The 18,344-nt window shown below is 63.7% G+C and carries 14 protein-coding genes and 1 pseudogene; 6 read left to right on the forward strand and 9 right to left on the reverse strand.

Features of this window, described 5'->3' with window-relative positions:
• Positions 1–172: 172 nt before the first annotated feature.
• From AC0L3K_RS00685 to AC0L3K_RS00710, 6 genes and pseudogenes are all read right to left on the reverse strand, one after another.
• Positions 173–1,849 (reverse strand): methyl-accepting chemotaxis protein, encoded by a 1,677-nt coding sequence (locus tag AC0L3K_RS00685; RefSeq protein ID WP_007598150.1) that lies wholly within the window; start codon positions 1,847–1,849, stop codon positions 173–175.
• A gap of 359 nt (positions 1,850–2,208) precedes the next feature.
• Positions 2,209–3,017: pseudogene (locus AC0L3K_RS00690) on the reverse strand (hypothetical protein).
• Positions 3,018–3,083: 66 nt separating this feature from the next.
• The gene (locus tag AC0L3K_RS00695; RefSeq protein ID WP_212303282.1) at positions 3,084–3,593 is read right to left on the reverse strand and encodes an OsmC family protein; all 510 of its coding nucleotides are present in this window, start codon (positions 3,591–3,593) and stop codon (positions 3,084–3,086) included.
• Positions 3,594–3,663: 70 nt separating this feature from the next.
• Positions 3,664–4,449 carry an ABC transporter ATP-binding protein gene (locus AC0L3K_RS00700; RefSeq protein ID WP_473365378.1) on the reverse strand — a complete coding sequence of 262 codons (786 nt, stop codon included), beginning with the start codon at positions 4,447–4,449 and terminating at the stop codon, positions 3,664–3,666.
• A gap of 4 nt (positions 4,450–4,453) precedes the next feature.
• Complete coding sequence (locus AC0L3K_RS00705; protein WP_473365433.1) at positions 4,454–5,299, reverse strand: ABC transporter permease; 846 nt, start codon at positions 5,297–5,299, stop codon at positions 4,454–4,456.
• A 202-nt stretch (positions 5,300–5,501) separates the two neighbouring features.
• Positions 5,502–6,473, reverse strand: coding sequence for an aliphatic sulfonate ABC transporter substrate-binding protein (locus tag AC0L3K_RS00710; RefSeq protein ID WP_473365379.1), 972 nt, complete (start codon positions 6,471–6,473; stop codon positions 5,502–5,504).
• Between the two features lie 187 nt (positions 6,474–6,660).
• Here AC0L3K_RS00710 and AC0L3K_RS00715 point away from each other — a divergent pair, with 187 nt between their 5' ends.
• Positions 6,661–9,450 carry a [protein-PII] uridylyltransferase gene (locus AC0L3K_RS00715; protein ID WP_007598158.1) on the forward strand — a complete coding sequence of 930 codons (2,790 nt, stop codon included), beginning with the start codon at positions 6,661–6,663 and terminating at the stop codon, positions 9,448–9,450.
• A gap of 142 nt (positions 9,451–9,592) precedes the next feature.
• On the opposite strand, the gene AC0L3K_RS00720 is transcribed toward AC0L3K_RS00715, so the two are convergent.
• Positions 9,593–10,123 (reverse strand): methylated-DNA--[protein]-cysteine S-methyltransferase, encoded by a 531-nt coding sequence (locus AC0L3K_RS00720; RefSeq protein ID WP_007598160.1) that lies wholly within the window; start codon positions 10,121–10,123, stop codon positions 9,593–9,595.
• Positions 10,124–10,132: 9 nt separating this feature from the next.
• On the opposite strand from AC0L3K_RS00720, the gene AC0L3K_RS00725 reads away from it, so the two are divergent.
• The 3 genes from AC0L3K_RS00725 to AC0L3K_RS00735 all read left to right on the forward strand — a co-directional run bounded on the left by AC0L3K_RS00725 (position 10,133) and on the right by AC0L3K_RS00735 (position 13,411).
• Positions 10,133–10,576: a DUF1304 domain-containing protein gene (locus tag AC0L3K_RS00725; RefSeq protein WP_007598162.1), complete on the forward strand. Its 444-nt coding sequence runs from the start codon at positions 10,133–10,135 to the stop codon at positions 10,574–10,576.
• A gap of 135 nt (positions 10,577–10,711) precedes the next feature.
• Entirely contained in the window at positions 10,712–11,938 is a 1,227-nt protein-coding gene (locus AC0L3K_RS00730; RefSeq protein ID WP_007598163.1) for an ABC transporter substrate-binding protein, read from the forward strand.
• A 246-nt stretch (positions 11,939–12,184) separates the two neighbouring features.
• A complete protein-coding gene (locus AC0L3K_RS00735) occupies positions 12,185–13,411 on the forward strand; it encodes an ABC transporter substrate-binding protein (RefSeq protein ID WP_007598165.1) in 1,227 nt (408 codons plus the stop codon).
• A gap of 60 nt (positions 13,412–13,471) precedes the next feature.
• Here the strand turns inward: AC0L3K_RS00735 and AC0L3K_RS00740 are convergent, their stop codons facing one another.
• A complete protein-coding gene (locus AC0L3K_RS00740) occupies positions 13,472–13,897 on the reverse strand; it encodes a DUF1330 domain-containing protein (protein ID WP_354200225.1) in 426 nt (141 codons plus the stop codon).
• A gap of 167 nt (positions 13,898–14,064) precedes the next feature.
• On the opposite strand from AC0L3K_RS00740, the gene AC0L3K_RS00745 reads away from it, so the two are divergent.
• Together AC0L3K_RS00745 and AC0L3K_RS00750 are read left to right on the forward strand one after the other, a co-directional pair.
• Complete coding sequence (locus AC0L3K_RS00745; RefSeq protein ID WP_473365380.1) at positions 14,065–16,278, forward strand: transglycosylase domain-containing protein; 2,214 nt, start codon at positions 14,065–14,067, stop codon at positions 16,276–16,278.
• Between the two features lie 352 nt (positions 16,279–16,630).
• Positions 16,631–17,290: a hypothetical protein gene (locus AC0L3K_RS00750; protein ID WP_035993812.1), complete on the forward strand. Its 660-nt coding sequence runs from the start codon at positions 16,631–16,633 to the stop codon at positions 17,288–17,290.
• Positions 17,291–17,465: 175 nt separating this feature from the next.
• Here the strand turns inward: AC0L3K_RS00750 and AC0L3K_RS00755 are convergent, their stop codons facing one another.
• A complete protein-coding gene (locus tag AC0L3K_RS00755; protein ID WP_354200227.1) occupies positions 17,466–18,305 on the reverse strand; it encodes a M48 family metallopeptidase in 840 nt (279 codons plus the stop codon).
• Positions 18,306–18,344 lie beyond the last annotated feature (39 nt).

Here is an 18,344-nt window from a genome sequence, read left to right on the forward strand (position 1 = left end):
CGCGGGCCCGCCGCCTCGCTCGGGGGGCGTGTTTGTTTTGCCCGCCCGCGGGGCTTCGGGCTTGGGGGGGGGGGGGGGTGGTCCGCTAAGGGACAACCCCCCCACTTCCGTCACCGCAGAAACTAAAGAGGTGGGTTACGCTCCGCTAACCCACCCCCGTTCCGAGCGCTGGCTATGCCCTCGCCGAAATCGCCGCTGCTTCCGCTGCGGCGCGCTGCATGCTGGTCGACATCTCGTTGGTCACGGTGCTCTGCTCTTCGATTGCCGCGGCCGTCGACGTCACATATTCGCTGACGTTGCTGATGGCCGTCTTGATCGAAGCCAGGGCGGTGACGACGTCTCCGGAGATACCGTTGAGGCTACCGATCTCAGCGCCGATCTTGTCAGTGGCCTGCTTGGCTTGGTTAGCGAGGCTCTTGACCTCCGAGGCCACCACTGCAAAGCCCCGACCGGCTTCGCCGGCGCGGGCGGATTCGATGGTGGCGTTAAGTGCAAGGAGATTGATCTGCCCGGTGATGTTGTTGATGAGCTCGACGATCCCGCTCATCGCCAGCGCCGCTTCAGTGAGGCGCTGGGCCTGGGCATCAGCGGAAGCGACCTGCTCCACCGCGCTCATCGCGGTCTCGCGCGATTTGGTCATGGCCTCGGAAATCTCCCGCACTGAGGCGTTCAGCTCCTCCGAACCCGCGGCGACCGATTCCATCATGCTGCGGACGCGCTCGTTGCCCATGCGGACCAGCACCTGCTTCGTGACGTCGGTCGCATATTTCACGACCTTGAACGGCTTGCCGTTGAGATCCATGATCGGGTTGTAGGAGGCCTGGATATAGACCTCCTTGCCGCCCTTGCCGATGCGCTTGTATTCGGCCGCCTGGTACTGGCCGCGGTTGAGCGCGGCCCAGAACTCGCGATAGCCATTGCCATCGCGCTCCGAGGGCTCGACGAACATGCTGTGGTGCTTGCCTTTGATCTCCGCCAGCGAATAGCCGAGGGCACCGAGGAAATTGGCATTGGCGGTGATGATCGTGCCGTCCATGTTGAACTCGATCACCGCCTGCGCCTTCTCGATCGCCGCGATCTGGCCGGCGAGATCGGCGGTCTTCATCTTCTCGGCGGTGACGTCGGTGGCGAACTTGGCGACGCCGAAGGGCTTGCCGTTCTCATCGAGTAGCGGATTGTAGGAGGCTAGAATCCAAACCTCGCGGCCGCCCTTGCCGATGCGCTTGAACTCGCCAGCCTGGTATTCGCCGCGGTTTAGCTTGGCCCAGAACTCGCGATAGGCCGCGCCGTCGCGCTCGGCCTGGGGCACGAACAGGCTGTGATGCTTGCCCTGGATCTCGGCAAGCGAATAGCCGAGCGCCTTGCAGAAATTCTCGTTCGCGGTGACGATGGTGCCGTCGAGCTTGAACTCGATCACGGCCTGGGCGCGGCCCACAGCAGCGATCTTCGAAGCGTCCGTCATGCTCCGGATCTTCTTCTCGGTGATTTCGGTCGCAATCTTGGCGACCATCACCGTCTTGCCGTCGCCGTCGAGCACCGGATTGTAGGATGCTTCGATCCAGATCTCGCGGCCGCCCTTCGCGATCCGCTTGAACTCGCTTGCCTGATACTCGCCGCGGTTCAATGCGGCCCAGAACGCCTTGTACTCGGCGCTATCGCGCTGATCGGCCGGCATGAACATGGCGTGCTTCTTCCCCTTGATTTCGTCGAGGGAATAGCCGAGGGCATTCAAGAAATTTTCGTTGGCGTGAAGGATCGTGCCGTCCATGGCAAACTCGATCATGGCCTGCGAGCGCCCGATGGCTGCGAGCTGAGCGTCCGCGTCGTTGCGGGACTTGCGACCAAACATCAGTGAATCTCCAAAATCATGAAATTGCGTGACGGGATCAGGGGACGTGACGGCGCGGCACACGCACCGAATTCCAATCGAAAATTCCGCCGGTAAACTCGCGTTGCGAAGACCGAGGCGGGTACGCAAGATGATTCAATACCTATAAGACTCGAATAAAGTGCTAACGAATTCTGGGAAAGGCGATGGCCGACAAAGCAGCCTAAAGCTGTACGACGGCACGCCTTACACGCTGCTCGGTCCGCGCTGAATTGAAATGGCCTTGGTCCTTCAGGGGTTTGAAGGAAAGCGTCTCGTGATCGGTCATGGCGAGTTTGCTACGGAAGAATCCGGCGACTCCGTGCCGCATGTCCGTAGTGTCACGGTGCTTGCCGCGCCTTGTGCAACGTACTGCGCCCGATCCCCCATAGCGTAAGGTTCCAAACGATGCATGTGGCGAGTGCAAGCCCAAGACCGATGGCCGAACCGAACCATTCCACCGCCACGTGCATTGTGGCGATCGCCATGCCGAATCCGAGCAGCCCCAGGCGGAGTTGGCGAGCACGGCAGCAGTCGGAGGGCCGCCGATGCGGGGATGCAGGATCACCATGATGCTGGAGAACACCACCGGGTACAGCGCGATGATGCCGCTGATCCGGGGACCGACCCAGCCCGAGGTCGAGACGACGATCGCGACCAGGGTCGCGACCAGCGCAGCCCGCATCGGCACGTCATACCAGCGCCGCGTCACCAGCGGCATCTTCGCGTGGCGATAGCCCGCGAGCAACGGAATGCAGATGCCGAACGCGATCAGATTGGCGGCGAGCCCGGCGGTGAGCGGCCAATCGAACTGCTTGATGATCGATGCGAACACGATCCAGACTGCGACCGCGCTTCCGCAACTCACCAGAAGGCTACGCCGCTGTGCCAGCACCACATAGGTAACGCACATGAAGATCGTCGCTGCATTGACCGGCAAGCTCGACAGTGCGCCCTGCGCGATGAAGGCGGCATCGTGGTCGAGCGCGAGGAAGACGTAGGATGGTCCGGCCGAGACCGGCAAGGTCGCGACCAGCGCGCCGATCACCGGCCCCGAGCGCTCGGTGATGATCGACGCCGTCACGACGAACGCCGCCGCGACCATCATGCGCAGAACGAGGATGAGGATGAAGTGGAGCTCGGGGGACATTTTTTTCTTTGTCGTCCCGGGCTTCGCCGAGACGACACTAATTGTGGGGCGAGCGGCCTTCGCTCGCTACATCCGCTGCATCGAGACCGAAACCTTCGGGCCGTTCTTGATGGTCTGATAGACCACGCAATAGCGTTCGGTCAGCTTGAGCAGCAGGTCGAGCTTGTCTTGCGGCGCATCAGTGTCGACCTCGAAGCGCAGACGGATCTCGGCGAAGCCGACCGGGGTCTCCTTGTCGACGCCGAGCGTGCCGCGGAAATCGAGATCGCCCTCAGCGTAGACGTTGCCGGTCTTCAAGGGCACCTCGATCGCGGTCGCGACCGATTTCAGCGTGACGCCGGCGCAGGCGACCAGCGCCTCGAGCAGCATGTCGCCGGAGCAGAGCTCGAGGCCGGAGCCGCCGGTTGCGGGATGCAGGCCGGCCATTGCGATGGCGCGGCCGGTCTCGACCTTGCAGGCGATGCCTTCGCTGTCGGTCGAGCCCTTGGCCTTCAGCGTGATCATCGCGGTCTTGGGATCGGTCTTATAGCGCTCCTTGATCGGGGCCTGCATCTGGCGCAGTTCTGCGGCGTCCATCTTGTTCTCTCCCGGAAAAATCGTCTCTACGAAGTACCGGCTTGCGATGTACCGGCTCAGAGAGAAATTGTCACCACCACATGGCCTGACCGGGACCCTGGGTTGCGTCACGGTCGGGCACGTTGCGGTCGAGCGAGCGGTCGAGTGACGTCAGCACACTTCGCTTGAAATTCTCGAACAGCGGCGCATTGCGGTCGCGTGGCCGGCCGAGATTGATCTCGATCTGATCAAACAGCCGGCCCGGCCGCGGTCGCATCACCAGCACGCGGTCGGCCAGCACCACGGCCTCGTCGACGTCATGCGTGACGAGGATGAGCGTCGGCCGCGTGTCGGCCCAGAGATCGAGCAGATGATCCTGGAGGTCCCTGCGGGTGAAGGCATCGAGCGCCGAGAACGGCTCGTCGAGCAAGAGCACCTCGGGCTGCGGCACCAGGGCGCGGGCGATCGCGACGCGCTGTGCCTGCCCGCCCGAGAGCTCGCGCGGCCAGGCCTGCGCCTTCTCGGCGAGCCCGACGCGATCGAGCGCACGCGCCACCTTCTCGCGCCGCTCGGTCGCGGGCCCATCGGCAAGACCAAAGCCGATATTGTCGGCGACGCTGAGCCAGGGCAGCAGCCGCGGCTCCTGGAAGATGATGCCGATCTTGGCATGCGGCGCGGCGATCGCCTCGTTGTCCAGCGTCACCGTGCCCGAGCTTGCGCGGTCGAGGCCCGCAATGGCGCGCAGCAGCGTGGACTTGCCGCAGCCCGAGCCGCCAATGATGGCGACGATCTCGCCTTGCCTGATCTCGGCGGAAAAACGCGCCAGCGCCTGCACTCCGTTGGGATAGGTCTTGCTGACCCGGTCGAGCGCCAGCATCGCCTTATGCTCCCGTCGTACGCCCGAAGGCGTCCTGCCAGCGCAGGAAGGGCGCAGCCGCGATCTCGATCAACCAATCCGTGAGCTTGCCGAGGATCGCGAAGATCACGATGGCGGCGAGGATCTGCGCGGGCTTGCCGAGCTGCTGGCCGTCGAGCAGGAGATAGCCGAGCCCTTCGGACGCGCCGATCAGCTCGGCCGCCACCACGAACATCCAGCCCAGACCAAGACCGACGCGCAACGACACGACATAGGCCGGCAGCACCGCGGGCAGCAGGATGCGACGGATCATGGCAGGTCCGGAGAGACGGAAGGTGCGACCGACCTCGACGATCTTGCGATCGACAATGAGGATCGCGCCCATCACGCCGAGATAGACCGGGAAGAACACGCCGACCGCGATCAGCGCGATCTTCGAGGTCTCGAAGATGCCGAGCCAGAGGATGAACAGCGGCACCCAGGCCAGCGATGGAATTGCGCGCAGCGCCTGCACGGTCGGATCGAGCAGCCTCCGCGCCAGTGACCAATAGCCGGATATGGCGCCGAGGAAGGTGCCCGCGACCACGCCGAACGCAAAGCCGAGACCGACGCGCCACAGTGTCGCGGCGATGTGACGGACCAACTCACCGGAGCGGGCAAGATCAGTGATGGTGGCGAACACGCGCGAGGGCGGCGGCACCAGCCGGCCGTTGGACCAGCCGCGCCAGACCAGGAACTCCCAACCGAGCGCGAGGGTGAGCGGCAACAACACACCCAGTATCGGCCGTGCATAGCGCGAGACCCGCGAAGGCGCGGCGGCGCCTTCAGCCGGTTCCGCGGTTTGTTGCAGCACTGGCGCGTCGGAGATCATGGCCGGTAGGAAGCGCGTCTTGTGCAAGATTGCAACACTACTCTTGCCACGCCCTCCGCTGCTTTTCCCTGCTCCCCTTGCGGGAGAAGGTGGCGCGAAGCGCCGGATGAGGGGTTCTCTCGGCTCGCAATACTGATCGTGAGGAAAGAACCCCTCACCCGCCTCGCTTCGCGAGGCACAAGGGGGGAGGGAAAGAGCCCCCTCAATTCGTTGGCAACGGCACCTGATCGTCGATCAACGCATCCAGCGTCGCCTTCACATCGACCTTGGCATCGATGACGCCGGCCTGTTGCAGCGCGAGACCCGCGGCGAGGATCGATTCACGCTGCGGCGCGCCGATGCGGCTGTGGGTCAGCTCGGTGCGCTCCTTGAGCTGCTTGTCGACGACAGGCTCTGGCAGCTTGGTCACGGCGATGAAGGTCTTCTTGAGCTCATCGTAATTCGCCAGCGAATACTTTCGCGCTTCCTCGTAAACGGCGAGCACGCGGCGGGCGGCGTCCGGATAGTCTTTCAAAAACTGCTCGCGCACATTGAGGATGCCCCAAGTGTTGGCGTCGGCCTTGCGGTAGAACAGTTTCGCGCCGTCCTCGACCTCGGCCTGCGCCATCATCGGATCGAGCCCGGCCCAGGCATCGACGTCGCCGCGGATCAGCGCGGTCTTGCCGTCGGCGTGCTGGAGCAGCACCGGCGTGATGTCCTTTTCGGTGAGACCTGCGCCAAGCAGCGCGCGCACCAGGAAAATATGCGGATCGGTGCCGCGCGTCACCGCGACGCGCTTGCCCTTGAGGCCGGCCACATCGGCGATCTTGGAATCCTTTGATGTCACCAACGCCGTCCATTCGGGACGCGAATAGACGTAGATCGACTTGATCGGGTTGCCGTTGATACGTGCGACCAGCGCCGCCGAGCCCGCGGTCGAGCCGAAATCGATCGAGCCCGCATTGAGGAATTCGAGCGCCTTGTTGGAGCCGGCCGACTGCACCCAGGTGACGGTGATGCCGTCCTTGGCGAACTCCTTTTCCAGGAGCCCCTTCTGCTTCAGGACCATCGACACCGGATTATAGGTCGCCCAATCGATACGGATTTCCTTGAGTGGATCCGCCGCCCGCGCCGCGGGGGACACGGCAAGAGCGACCGCTCCCGCCAGCAGTATACGTCGTGTAATCCTGGTCATGCCCGGTCTCCTCGAAACTTCATTGTTTTTCAATGAGTTACATCTAGAGGTCAACGAGAAAATCCGTCCCTCGAAAGCGCGCCGGCCGAGAACAGCTTTACCCAAAGCCGCACCTTTCCAGCATGGAACGACTATTGCGAGAGAATGGCGGGTGACAGCGCCTGCCGCCTCTTATATCCGGTGAGACATGGACAGCGTCGCGACTGAGCACAAGGCCGAGGTGGACGATCGCTTCGACACCGCGCGGATCACCGCCGCGGTCGATGCGCTTGCCGAGAAGCACCAGGGACGCGAGGACGCATTCCGCACGGCCATGGCGCAACTGCTCAAGGCCGAGCTGATTGCGTCGCGCGCCGCGGCACAGACGATCCTGCTGAAGGACCGTCACGGCCGGCGCTGCGCCGAGCGGCTGTGCCACGTGCAGGACGAGATCATCCGCATCCTGTATTCGGCCGCGACCCGCCATCTCTACCGCTCGCCGATCCCGAGCGGTGCCGAGCGCATGGCGGTGGTGGCGACCGGCGGCTATGGCCGCGGCCTGATGGCTCCCGAGTCCGACATCGATCTGCTCTTCATCCTGCCCTACAAGCAGACCGCCTGGGGCGAGCAGGTCGCCGAGGCCATCCTCTATTGTCTTTGGGACATGGGGCTGAAGGTCGGTCACGCCACCCGCTCGGTCGACGAGTCGATCCGGCAGGCGCGAGGCGACATGACCATCCGCACCGCGATCCTGGAGACGCGCTTTCTTACCGGCGACCGGCCGCTCTATGACGAGCTGGTCGCCCGCTTCGACAAGGAGGTCGTGCAAGGCACTGCGTCGGAGTTCGTCACCGCCAAACTCGCCGAGCGTGAGGAGCGGCATCGCCGCGGCGGTCAATCGCGTTATCTGGTCGAACCCAACGTCAAGGACGGCAAGGGTGCGCTCCGCGACCTGCACACGCTGTTCTGGATCGCAAAATACGTCTACCGCGTGAGCGACACCGACGAGCTGGTCGACCGCGGCGTGTTCGACGCGCAGGAATACCGCACCTTCCGCCGCTGCGCCGACTTCCTCTGGTCGGTACGCTGCAATCTTCACTTTTACTCCGGCCGCGCCGAAGAGCGCCTCTCCTTCGACCTTCAGCGCGAGATCGCGGTCCGGCTCGGCTACACCTCGCACCCCGGCATGCAGGACGTCGAGCGCTTCATGAAGCACTACTTCCTGGTCGCCAAGGAAGTCGGCAACCTCACTGCCATCCTCTGCGCCAAGCTCGAGGACCAGCAGGCCAAGCCCGCGCCGGTGCTGAGCCGGATGATGGCGCGGCTGCGCCCCACCGCGGCGAAGCGGCGGGTGCCCGACAGCGACGATTTCATCGTCGACAACAACCGCATCAACGTTGCGGCGCCCGACGTGTTCAAGCACGATCCGGTCAATTTGATCCGGATCTTCCGCCTGGCGCAGAAGAACAATCTCGCCTTCCATCCGGACGCGATGCGCGACGTGACGCGTTCGCTTGGCCTGATCAACGCGCAGATGCGCGAGAATCCCGAGGCCAACCGGCTGTTCATGGAGATCCTGACGTCCGACAACGCGGAGATCGTGCTGCGGCGGATGAACGAGACCGGCGTGCTCGGCCATTTCATCCGCGCCTTTGGCAAGATCGTCTCGATGATGCAGTTCAACATGTATCATCACTACACCGTCGACGAGCATTTGATCCGCTGCGTCGGCTTCCTTCAGGACATCGAACGCGGCGGCATCGAGGAATTCGCGGTGGCGAGCGACCTGATGCGCAAGATCCGGCCGGAGCATCGCTCCGTGATCTACATCGCGACGCTGCTGCACGACGTCGCCAAGGGCCGGCCCGAGGACCACTCGATCGCCGGCGCCAAGGTGGCGCGACGGCTCTGCCCGCGGCTCGGCTTCAGCCCGGCCGACACCGAGCTCGTGGCCTGGCTGATCGAGGAGCATCTGACGATGTCCACGGTCGCACAATCGCGCGATCTCTCCGACCGCAAGACCATCGAGAATTTCGCCGCCGTGGTGCAGTCGGTCGAGCAGATGAAGCTCTTGACGATCCTGACCACCGCGGACATCCGCGGCGTCGGCCCGGGCGTGTGGAACGGCTGGAAGGCGCAGCTCTTGCGCTCCCTCTACTACGAGACCGAACCGGTGCTGACGGGCGGCTTCTCGGAGGTTGACCGCGGCAAGCGCCTCACGGCCGCATACGCCGAATTCCGTAACGCCTTCGCGGAATGGCCGGCGGAAGAGCTCGACGCCTATATCGGCCGGCACTATCCGGCCTATTGGCTCAAGGTCGAGCTGCCGCGCAAGATCCGCCATGCGCGCTTCGTCCGTGCCAGCGAGCAGGCCGGCCACAAGCTTGCGATCAATGTCGGCTTCGACGAGGTGCGTGGCGTCACCGAGCTGACCATCTTCGCCGCCGACCATCCCTGGCTGCTGTCGATCATCGCGGGCGCCTGTGCCTCGGCCGGCGCCAACATCGTCGATGCCCAGATCTACACCACGACCGACGGTCGCGCGCTCGACACCATCTCGATCTCCAGGGAATACGACCGTGACGAGGACGAGGGACGGCGCGCCACGCGCATCGGCGAGATGATCGAGGACGTGCTGGAAGGCAAGCTGCGTCTGCCCGAGGTGGTGGCGCGGCGCACCGTGCGCGGCAAGGCGCGGCCGTTCGTGATCGAGCCGGAAGTGACGATCAACAACCAATGGTCCGACCGCTACACAGTGATCGAAATGTCCGGCCTCGACCGGCCCGGCCTGCTCTATGAGCTGACCACCGCGATCTCGAAGCTCAACCTCAACATCGCCTCGGCCCATGTCGCGACCTTCGGCGAGCGCGCCCGCGACGTGTTCTATGTCACCGATCTCCTGGGCGCGCAGATCAGCGCGCCAACACGCCAGGCCGCGATCAAGAGCGCGCTGACCCATGTGATGGCCGGCGACAAGGCGGTTCAGCCGGCGGCGTGAGGGCGGCTGCGCACCTCTCTCCTCGCGTCGTTCCGGGGCGTCGCGCAGCGGCGAACCCGGAATCCATCGTGCCACTGGTGACGCGGAGAAATGGATTCCGGGTTCGCGCTACGCACGCCCCGGAATGACCACAGGCGGATATCTAAACCGCCACGCCTTCATGCCGGAGCAACCAACGCTTGCGCGCGAGGCCGCCGCCATACTTCACCAGAGAACCATCGGCGCCGATCAGACGGTGGCACGGCAGCACCACGCTGATCGGGTTGGAGCCGTTGGCATGGCCGACGGCGCGAATGGCTTTGGGCATGTCGATCCTGGCAGCGAGCGCGCCGTAACTCATCGTGGTGCCGGCAGGGATTTGCGTCAACGCATTCCAGACCTTCTGCTGGAACGACGTGCCGGCGATGCGCCAGGCGATGCCTGAGAGCTGGCCGAGGTCGCCGTCGAAATAGCCCGACAGCGCGGTCCGCATGGCCGCGGGCGCGGGTTGGTCACTCAGATCCACCACACCGTAATGCAGGCGCAAGAGCTCGCGCATGCGGTGCTCGTAATCCTCCCAGTCGAGCGCGCGCAAGGCGCCCGCGGCGTCGGTGACCAGCAGCGCAATCCCGATCGGCGTCGCCAGCCGATCGAGGCCGAAGGTTACAGGTGGGTTGGTCGGTCGCGCGGGCATTGCAGCACCATGGCATCGAAACACGCCATCGCACTTGCCACGCCCACCGTGCTAACGTCCACCCGAAAGCTGACGCTGGGGGAGCTCAACTTGATCTGGATCGCGAATATTTTGGTGGCGCTGGTCGCCGCACTGCACGCTTACTTCCTGATCCTGGAGATGTTTCTCTGGGACAAGCCGCAGGGCTTGAAGGTCTTCCGCAACACGCCGGAGAAGGCAGCGATCACAAAGGTGCTGGCCGCCAACCAGGGGCTCTATAACGGCTTCCTGGCCGCAGGCCTGGTATGGGGGCTGGTGCACGGCAATCCGGCCTTCGCGTTCCAGATCAAGGCGTTTTTCCTGCTTTGCGTGATCGTGGCCGGCGCTTATGGCGCAGCGACCGTCAGCACGCGCATCCTGATGGTGCAGGCGCTGCCGGCGGCGCTCGCACTGTCAGTCTTGTTCCTGACCTGAGACGCCATAGCGCGGCGCCGCGATCCTTGCGCGTCGCCTGCCGTTCCTCCACAATCTGCGACAGCGATGGCGACCGTTGGCAATCAACGGGACAAGACCGTCGGTCGGAAATTCCGTCAGGAGGAACAACCCCACATGAGCAATCGCAGAGCCTTCATCACTGCCACGGCGGCGCTCGCCTTCGCGTTCTCCGCCAACCAAGCTCTCGCCCAGAAGAAATACGACACCGGCGCGAGCGACACCGAGATCAAGATCGGCCAGACCGTGCCGTTCTCCGGGCCCTATTCCGTCTACGCCAATATCGGCAAGACCCAGGCCGCCTACTTCAAGATGATCAACGATCAGGGCGGCATCAACGGCCGCAAGATCAATCTGATCCAGTATGACGATGCCTATTCGCCGCCGAAGACGGTCGAGCAGGTGCGCAAGCTCGTCGAAGGCGACGAGGTGCTGTTCACCTTCCAGATCATCGGCACCGCCGCGAACGCCGCCGTGCAAAAATATCTCAACGGCAAGAAGATCCCGCAGCTGCTGGCCTCGACCGGCGCCGCGCGCTTCAACGATCCGCAGAACTATCCCTGGACCATCGCCTATAATCCCAACTACGTGTCCGAGGGACGCATCTACGCCAAGTACATCCTCAAGGAGCATCCGAACGCCAAGATCGGCGTGCTCTACCAGAACGACGATATGGGCCGCGACTATCTCGCCGGCCTCAAGAGCGGTCTCGGTGACAAGGCCGCCGGCATGATCGTCGGCGAAGTCTCCTACGAAGTCACCGATCCGACGGTGGACTCGCAGGTGGTCAAGCTGAAGTCGTTGGGCGCCGATCTTTTCTATGATGCCTCGACACCCAAGTTCGCGGCGCAGGCGATCAAGAAAGTCGCCGAGCTCGGCTGGACGCCGGTGCACATTCTCGACATCAATGCGAGCCCGATCTCGGCGACGCTGAAGCCGGCCGGCCTCGATATCTCCAAGGGCATCATCTCGACCCAATACGGCAAGGAGCCCGGCGATCCCCAGTGGAAGGACGATCCGGGCGTGAAAGCCTTCTTCGCCTTCATGGACAAGTATTTCCCCGAAGGCGACAAGCTCAATACCGTCAACACCTATGCTTATTCCGTCGCCGAATTGCTGACGCAAGTGCTGAAACAGTGCGGCGACGACCTGTCACGTGAGAACGTGATGAAGCAGGTCGCCAACATCAAGGACTTCACCCCGAGCTTCGCGCTGCCCGGCATCAAGATCAACACCGGGCCGAACGACTACCGCGTCAACAAGCAGATGCAGATGATGAAGTTCAACGGCGAACGCTGGGAGCTGTTCGGCCCGATCATGGAGGATGCGGGTCCAGCGGGTTAGTTACTGGGTAGGGTGGGTTAGCGCAGCGTAACCGACCTTTTTGATTTCCGCGGAAACAGAAGTGGTGGGTTACGCCCAGCGGACTGCGCTTTGCGCAGCCGCAAGGCTAACCCACCCTACGAACTGCGGGCGCACGCCCAACTTGCGTTGCAACAACGCCTCATCCACACTCGCCCTCAGCGGTGACATCAGGTGCGCATGAGCGCACCCGATTGATCACCGGCAATAAACAATGAGGAAATGCGAATGAGGAATGGAATTCTGCATCTGGCCACTGCAACGGCGCTGACCCTGGCGCTGTCGATGCCGGCGGCCAATGCCCAGAAGAAATATGATCCGGGCGCCAGCGATACCGAGATCAAGGTCGGCCAGACGATGCCGTTTTCTGGACCGGCGTCGGCCTATTCGTCGATCGGCAAGACCCAAGCCGCCTATTTCAAGATGATCAACGACCAGGGCGGCGTCAACGGCCGCAAGATCAATCTGATCCAGTATGACGACGCCTACTCGCCGCCGAAAGCCGTGGAGCAGATTCGCAAGCTGGTCGAGAGTGACGAGGTCCTGCTGACCTTCCAGATCATCGGCACGCCGGTGAACGCAGCCGTGCAGAAATATCTCAACTCGAAGAAGGTGCCGCAACTGTTCGCGGCGACCGGAGCCTCGAGGTTCACGGATCCGAAGAACTTTCCGTGGACGATGGGCTTCAACCCCAACTACTTCGTCGAAGGCCGCATCTACGGACAGTACATCCTGAAGGAGCATCCGAACGCCAAGATCGGCGTGCTCTATCAGAACGACGACCTCGGCAAGGACTATCTGAACGGCATCAAGGCCGGTCTCGGCGACAAAGCTGCCAAGATGATCGTGACTGAAGCTTCCTACGAAGTCTCCGATCCGACTGTCGATTCGCAGATCCTCAAGATCAAGGACGCCGGCGCCGATCTGTTCTTCAGCGCCACCACGCCGAAGCAGGCGGCCCAGGCGATCAAGAAAATCGCCGAGATGGGCTGGCATCCGGTGCAGATCGTCGACATCAACGCCACCTCGGTCGGCGCGGTGCTGAAGCCGGCCGGCCTCGACGCCGCCAAGGGCCTGATCAGCGTCAATTACGGCAAGGAACCACTCGATCCGACCTGGAAGGACGATGCCGGCCTTAAGAGGTATTTCGACTTCATGGCCAAGTATTATCCGGATGGCGACAAGGACTCGAACTTCAACACCTACGGCTACAGCACGGCGCAGCTGCTGGTCCATGTGCTGAAGCAGTGCGGCGACGACCTGACGCGCGAGAACGTCATGAAGCAGGCCGCCTCGCTGAAGGACGTGACCAGCGACACCGCGCTGCCCGGCATCAAGGCCAATACCTCACCGACCGACTACCGGGTCAACAAGCAGCTTCAGATGATGAAGTTCAACGGCGAACGCTGGGAGCTGTTCGGCCCGATCATTGAGGATGCGAGTCCGGCGGGTTAGTTCTCGGAAGCAACTGCCTCAACGCCGTCATGGCCGGGCCAGCCCGGCCATGACGGAAAATCAATCCGGTATCTCTCCAAAGTTCTTCCCCACCGGCAGCACCGCGTGCCGAATGAGCCGTGAGTCCTCCACCGCGGCCTGCCGGTGCTTCACCGCTTCGCGATAGACGGGGTCGCGGATCATCTCGACGAAGGCGGCGACGCTTGGGTACTCGGCGATGAAGCAATGGTCCCAGCGCTCGGTCTCGGGGCCGATCAGCATCAGCTCGAATTTGCCCTGCCAGACGATGCGGCCGCCGAGGCGTTCGAACACCGGGCCGCTCTCGCGGCCATAGGCCGCATAGGCTTCCGCGCCGCTCGTCTTGCGGCCGTCCGGATAGGCCGCCTCCTTGCGCAAGCGCACCAGGTTGAGCATGTGGATCGGGCCGGGGCGGTCGTTCTCCCGGAACTGCGAAAAAATCTCCTTGGTCGGATCGATGTGGCCCATGCGTGCTCCCTCTTGTTTATGCCGGCGATCCTAGCTCCGCCGGCAAACCAGCGGAACTGCGGCCAGCGAATGCCGCACCTCCTAATCACGCGTTAACGTCGGGGTAACCGGGCCTTAAACAGCGACCGCTAGCGTGCGGCGGGGCGGGCTGACCGGGCGTTTTGCGTATGGGGTTGGGAAAGAAAAAGGGTGGGCGGAAGGAGCCGTTGTTCGGCTTGCCTGCTGCGCTCGCCGATCTGCGCCTGACGGCGGCCGACCGCATTCCCGGCGGCGATGACAAGCCGAAGAAATCAACGAAATCATCTGCCAGGCGCAAGAGCGAGGATGCCGGCGACGAGCCGCCGCGCGAGCGGAAGGCGCCGGCCGGTCGCGGCAGTGCCAAGCGGCGATCCAAGTCACGCATCGGCGCGAACCTTGGCCGCCTGGTCTATTGGGGCGCGGTGCTGGGTCTGTGGGGCGCGATCGCCGTGATCGGCGTCGTGATCTGGGTCGGCGCTCATCTGCCGCCGATCCAGTCGCTCGAGATCCCCAAGCGGCCGCCGACGATCCAGATCGTCGGCATCGACGGCAGCATGCTGGCGCAACGCGGCGAGATGGCCGGCGCCAACGTCTCGCTGAAGGATCTGCCGCAATATCTGCCCAAGGCGTTCATCGCCATCGAGGATCGCCGCTTCTATTCGCATTTCGGCATCGATCCCGTAGGCATCCTGCGCGCGCTCGTCACCAACGTGCTCCATCGTGGCGTGTCGCAGGGTGGCTCGACGCTGACGCAGCAATTGGCGAAGAACCTGTTCCTGACCCAGGAGCGCACCATGGCGCGCAAGCTGCAGGAAGCGGAGCTCGCGATCTGGCTGGAGCGCAAGCATTCCAAGAACGAGATCTTGGAGCTCTATCTCAACCGCGTCTATTTCGGCTCCGGCGCCTATGGCGTCGAAGCCGCCGCGCAGCGCTATTTCGGCAAGTCGGCCAAGAACGTCACCATCGCGGAGGCCGCGATGCTGGCCGGCCTCGTCAAATCGCCTTCGCGGCTCGCGCCGAACCGCAACCCCGAGGGCGCGGAAGCGCGCGCGAAAATCGTGCTCACGGCGATGGCGGATGCCAAATTCATCACCGAAGCGCAGGCGCAGGCCTCGATCGGCCAACCCTCCTACAATGTGAAGCCGGTCGGCGCCGGCACGGTCAACTACGTCGCCGACTGGATCGGCGAGGTGCTGGACGATCTGGTCGGCCAGATCGACGAGAGCATCAAGGTCGAGACCACGATCGATCCGAAGCTCCAGAGCGTGGCGGAAGCCGCCATCATCGACGAGCTCGCGGCCAAGAGCGTGAAATTCAATGTCAGCCAGGGCGCGCTGGTGGCGATGACGCCGGACGGCGCGGTTCGCGCCATGGTCGGCGGGCGGAATTATTCCGAGAGCCAGTACAACCGCGCCGTCACCGCCAGGCGCCAGCCGGGCTCCTCGTTCAAGCCATTCGTGTACCTGACCGCGCTCGAGCAGGGGCTGACGCCCGACACGCTCCGCCAGGATGCGCCGATCGAGGTCAAGGGCTGGAAACCTGAGAACTACACCCACGAATATTTCGGCGCGGTGACGCTGACCCAGGCGCTCGCGATGTCGCTCAACACAGTCGCCATCCGCCTCGGCCTCGAGGTCGGTCCGAAGAACGTGGTGCGCACCGCGCACCGGCTCGGCATCTCGTCGAAACTCGAGCCCAACGCCTCGATCGCGCTCGGCACCTCCGAAGTCTCGATGGTCGAGCTGGTCGGCGCCTACGCACCTTTCGCCAATGGCGGCTTCATGGCGACGCCGCATGTCGTCACGCGGATCAGGACGCTCAGTGGCAAGCTGCTCTACATGCGCCAGGCGGACGAGCACAACCAGGTGGTCGATCCGCGCTATGTCGGCATGATGAACGCGATGATGCGGGAAACGCTGATCAGCGGCACCGCCAAGAAGGCGGAGATCCCGGGCTGGCCGGCGGCCGGCAAGACCGGCACCAGCCAGGACTACCGCGATGCCTGGTTCATCGGCTACACCGCCAACCTCGTCACCGGCGTGTGGCTCGGCAATGACGACAACTCGCCGACCAAGAAGGCGACCGGCGGCGGCTTGCCGGTCGAAGTCTGGTCCCGCTTCATGAAGACGGCGCACGAGGGCGTGCCGGTGGCAGCCTTGCCGAGCTCGCAAGGCAGCTGGGGCCTGTCGAACCTCGCGCAGGCGACGTCGCAGGTGTCCCCGCCAACAGCGGCAGCGCCCGTACCGGCACCGGCCAGCAACGGCGGCTATCGGCCGCCGCCGACGCGCGCCAATGCGCGACCGGAAGCAGCCGCAGGACTCGATGGCTGGCTGATGGACCGGCTGTTTGGCGGAAATCGCTAGGTTCTGCGTGGGTCCTTGTGGCCTCAAAACAAAATCGCGAAAACAACCCCATGCACAGTAGCCAGTGATAGCGGAATCAACGGCTTACGCGAGTCGCAAGACGGCTGATTCTGGCAGCAAGGCCATTTGACACGTCGGGCAAAACAGAACCGTCCCGCCATCATCCCGAACGGGGCAACTATCTCGGCTATCCCTGTTCGCCACCGGTCTCGTCTTCGGCAAGTCCTGCCTACCATGGCGAAATCGACCGATCCCCGCAGCTCCCGGAACGCAAAAAAACCAGTCTCTTCAAGCTCGGGGCGGCGGCCCGGGATTTGCTCTCATAGGTTGAGCAAGTATCGGAGAGCGTTCCATCATGTCAGGTGTATCCAGCGCGGCGTTGCCTCATCTGCGGCCCGCATCAACGTCCGCTTCGAATAGGACATCGAGTCTTCAGCCGGCGGGACCGGATGCGACTGATGCTGCGACCGACGGCTTTCGGATCGACGTCTCGCAGGTCAAGCCCCTGACAGGCGCCAAGTCGATATCCGCGGCGGACAATCCTCACCTGCGCGACCTCATGGCAACGAACTGGCTGATGACCCATGATACGAGCGCGACTCAATCGGCCGTCTCGGACGGTGCACCGGAGAATACCTATGCTCAGGTGAAGGTCGACGGCAAGGTGGTCGCCACCCTGTACAATGGCGGGTCCTCGACGATGACCAACGAGGCGGCTGCAAAGATCGGCAAGCTGGAGGATCCACCCGGTCTGAGTGGACCGGATCTGGCGCAGTGGCGGGCCGATAGCTATGCCGAGCGGCTCGGTGGCACCGTTGAAAAAGCTTCCACCGCGATCACGCAATCGCAATGGACCCCGCGTGAAAGCAGCTCCGCAACCTATAGCCGCGATCAACTCGATGCGGCCTTCCAGGCGATGCTGGCCGAGGGCCAGAAGGCGGCCGCGCAATTGCAGTCATCCTATCTCGCCTCGCGCACGCAGCCGGGGACAAGCGCGGATGTCAGCGCCTGAGCAGAGGGATGAATTGAGTTCGCGCGGACCTCGCCGCATTCTCAACTGTCATTCCCGCGAACGCGGGAATCCAGTACGCCGTGGCCTCTCGGTTCAACAACAACCGCCTCGGAATACTGGATCGCCCGGTCGAGCCGGGCGATGACAGCGGCAGATGGAGGCTGGCAGCGAGGACCTAATCCTCGACCCCGTACCGGTGCAAATCGTTCCCATACGTATCGAGCCACTTCTTGGCGCGCTCCATCGACGGGCAGACCTTGCCGCAGACGCGCCAGAACCGCGCCGAGTGGTTCATCTCGACGAGATGGGCGACCTCGTGCGCGGCGAGATAGTCGAGCACGTAGGGCGGCGCGAGGATCAGGCGCCAGGAGAACGACAGCGACCCGGCCGAGGTGCAGGAGCCCCAGCGGCTCGATTGATCGCGGATCGAGAGCCGCTTGACCTTGACGCCGAGCTCGCCGGCATAGGATTCCGCGGCACGCTGAAGGTCGCGGCGAGCCTCGCGCTTGAGGAAGTCGCTGATGCGACGGTCCGCATGCTCGACGCCACCGGCGACGCAGAGAATGCGTTCACCGCTATCGCGCACTTCCGTCCACACCGTACCGCGCGTGCCGGCGCGATGAACGATGCGATGAGAAACGCCGCGAAGCGGTATCACTGTGCCAGGCTGAAACGGTGCGGCCTTCGGCAAACGGCCGAGACGTGCCGCGATCCATGCGCCGTGGCGCTGCGCGAAGTCTTTTGCTTCGGCGAGCGTGCCGCGCGGCGGCATGGTGAGGATGGCTTCGCGATCGCTCGGATGAATTCTGAGCGTGTAACGGCGCGCGCGGCGATGCCGGCGCAGTCGAATCGCAAAATATTGCGATCCGTGGGTGATCAGGAGGGTCTTCGGCTCGTGGGGCCGCCGATAGAGGAGTGCGCGAGTGGCCATGTCTGTCAGTCCGGGGGGCAGGAGGGCGCCCGGATTCTGCCATAACCGCCGCCAGGGAAAGCGCTCGGCGCAAAAACAAATCATTTGCCCAATATACAGGGGTCTGGCGTCCGGGAGACCCTA

The sequence above is a fragment of the Bradyrhizobium sp. MI1.10 genome (genome assembly GCF_055811035.1).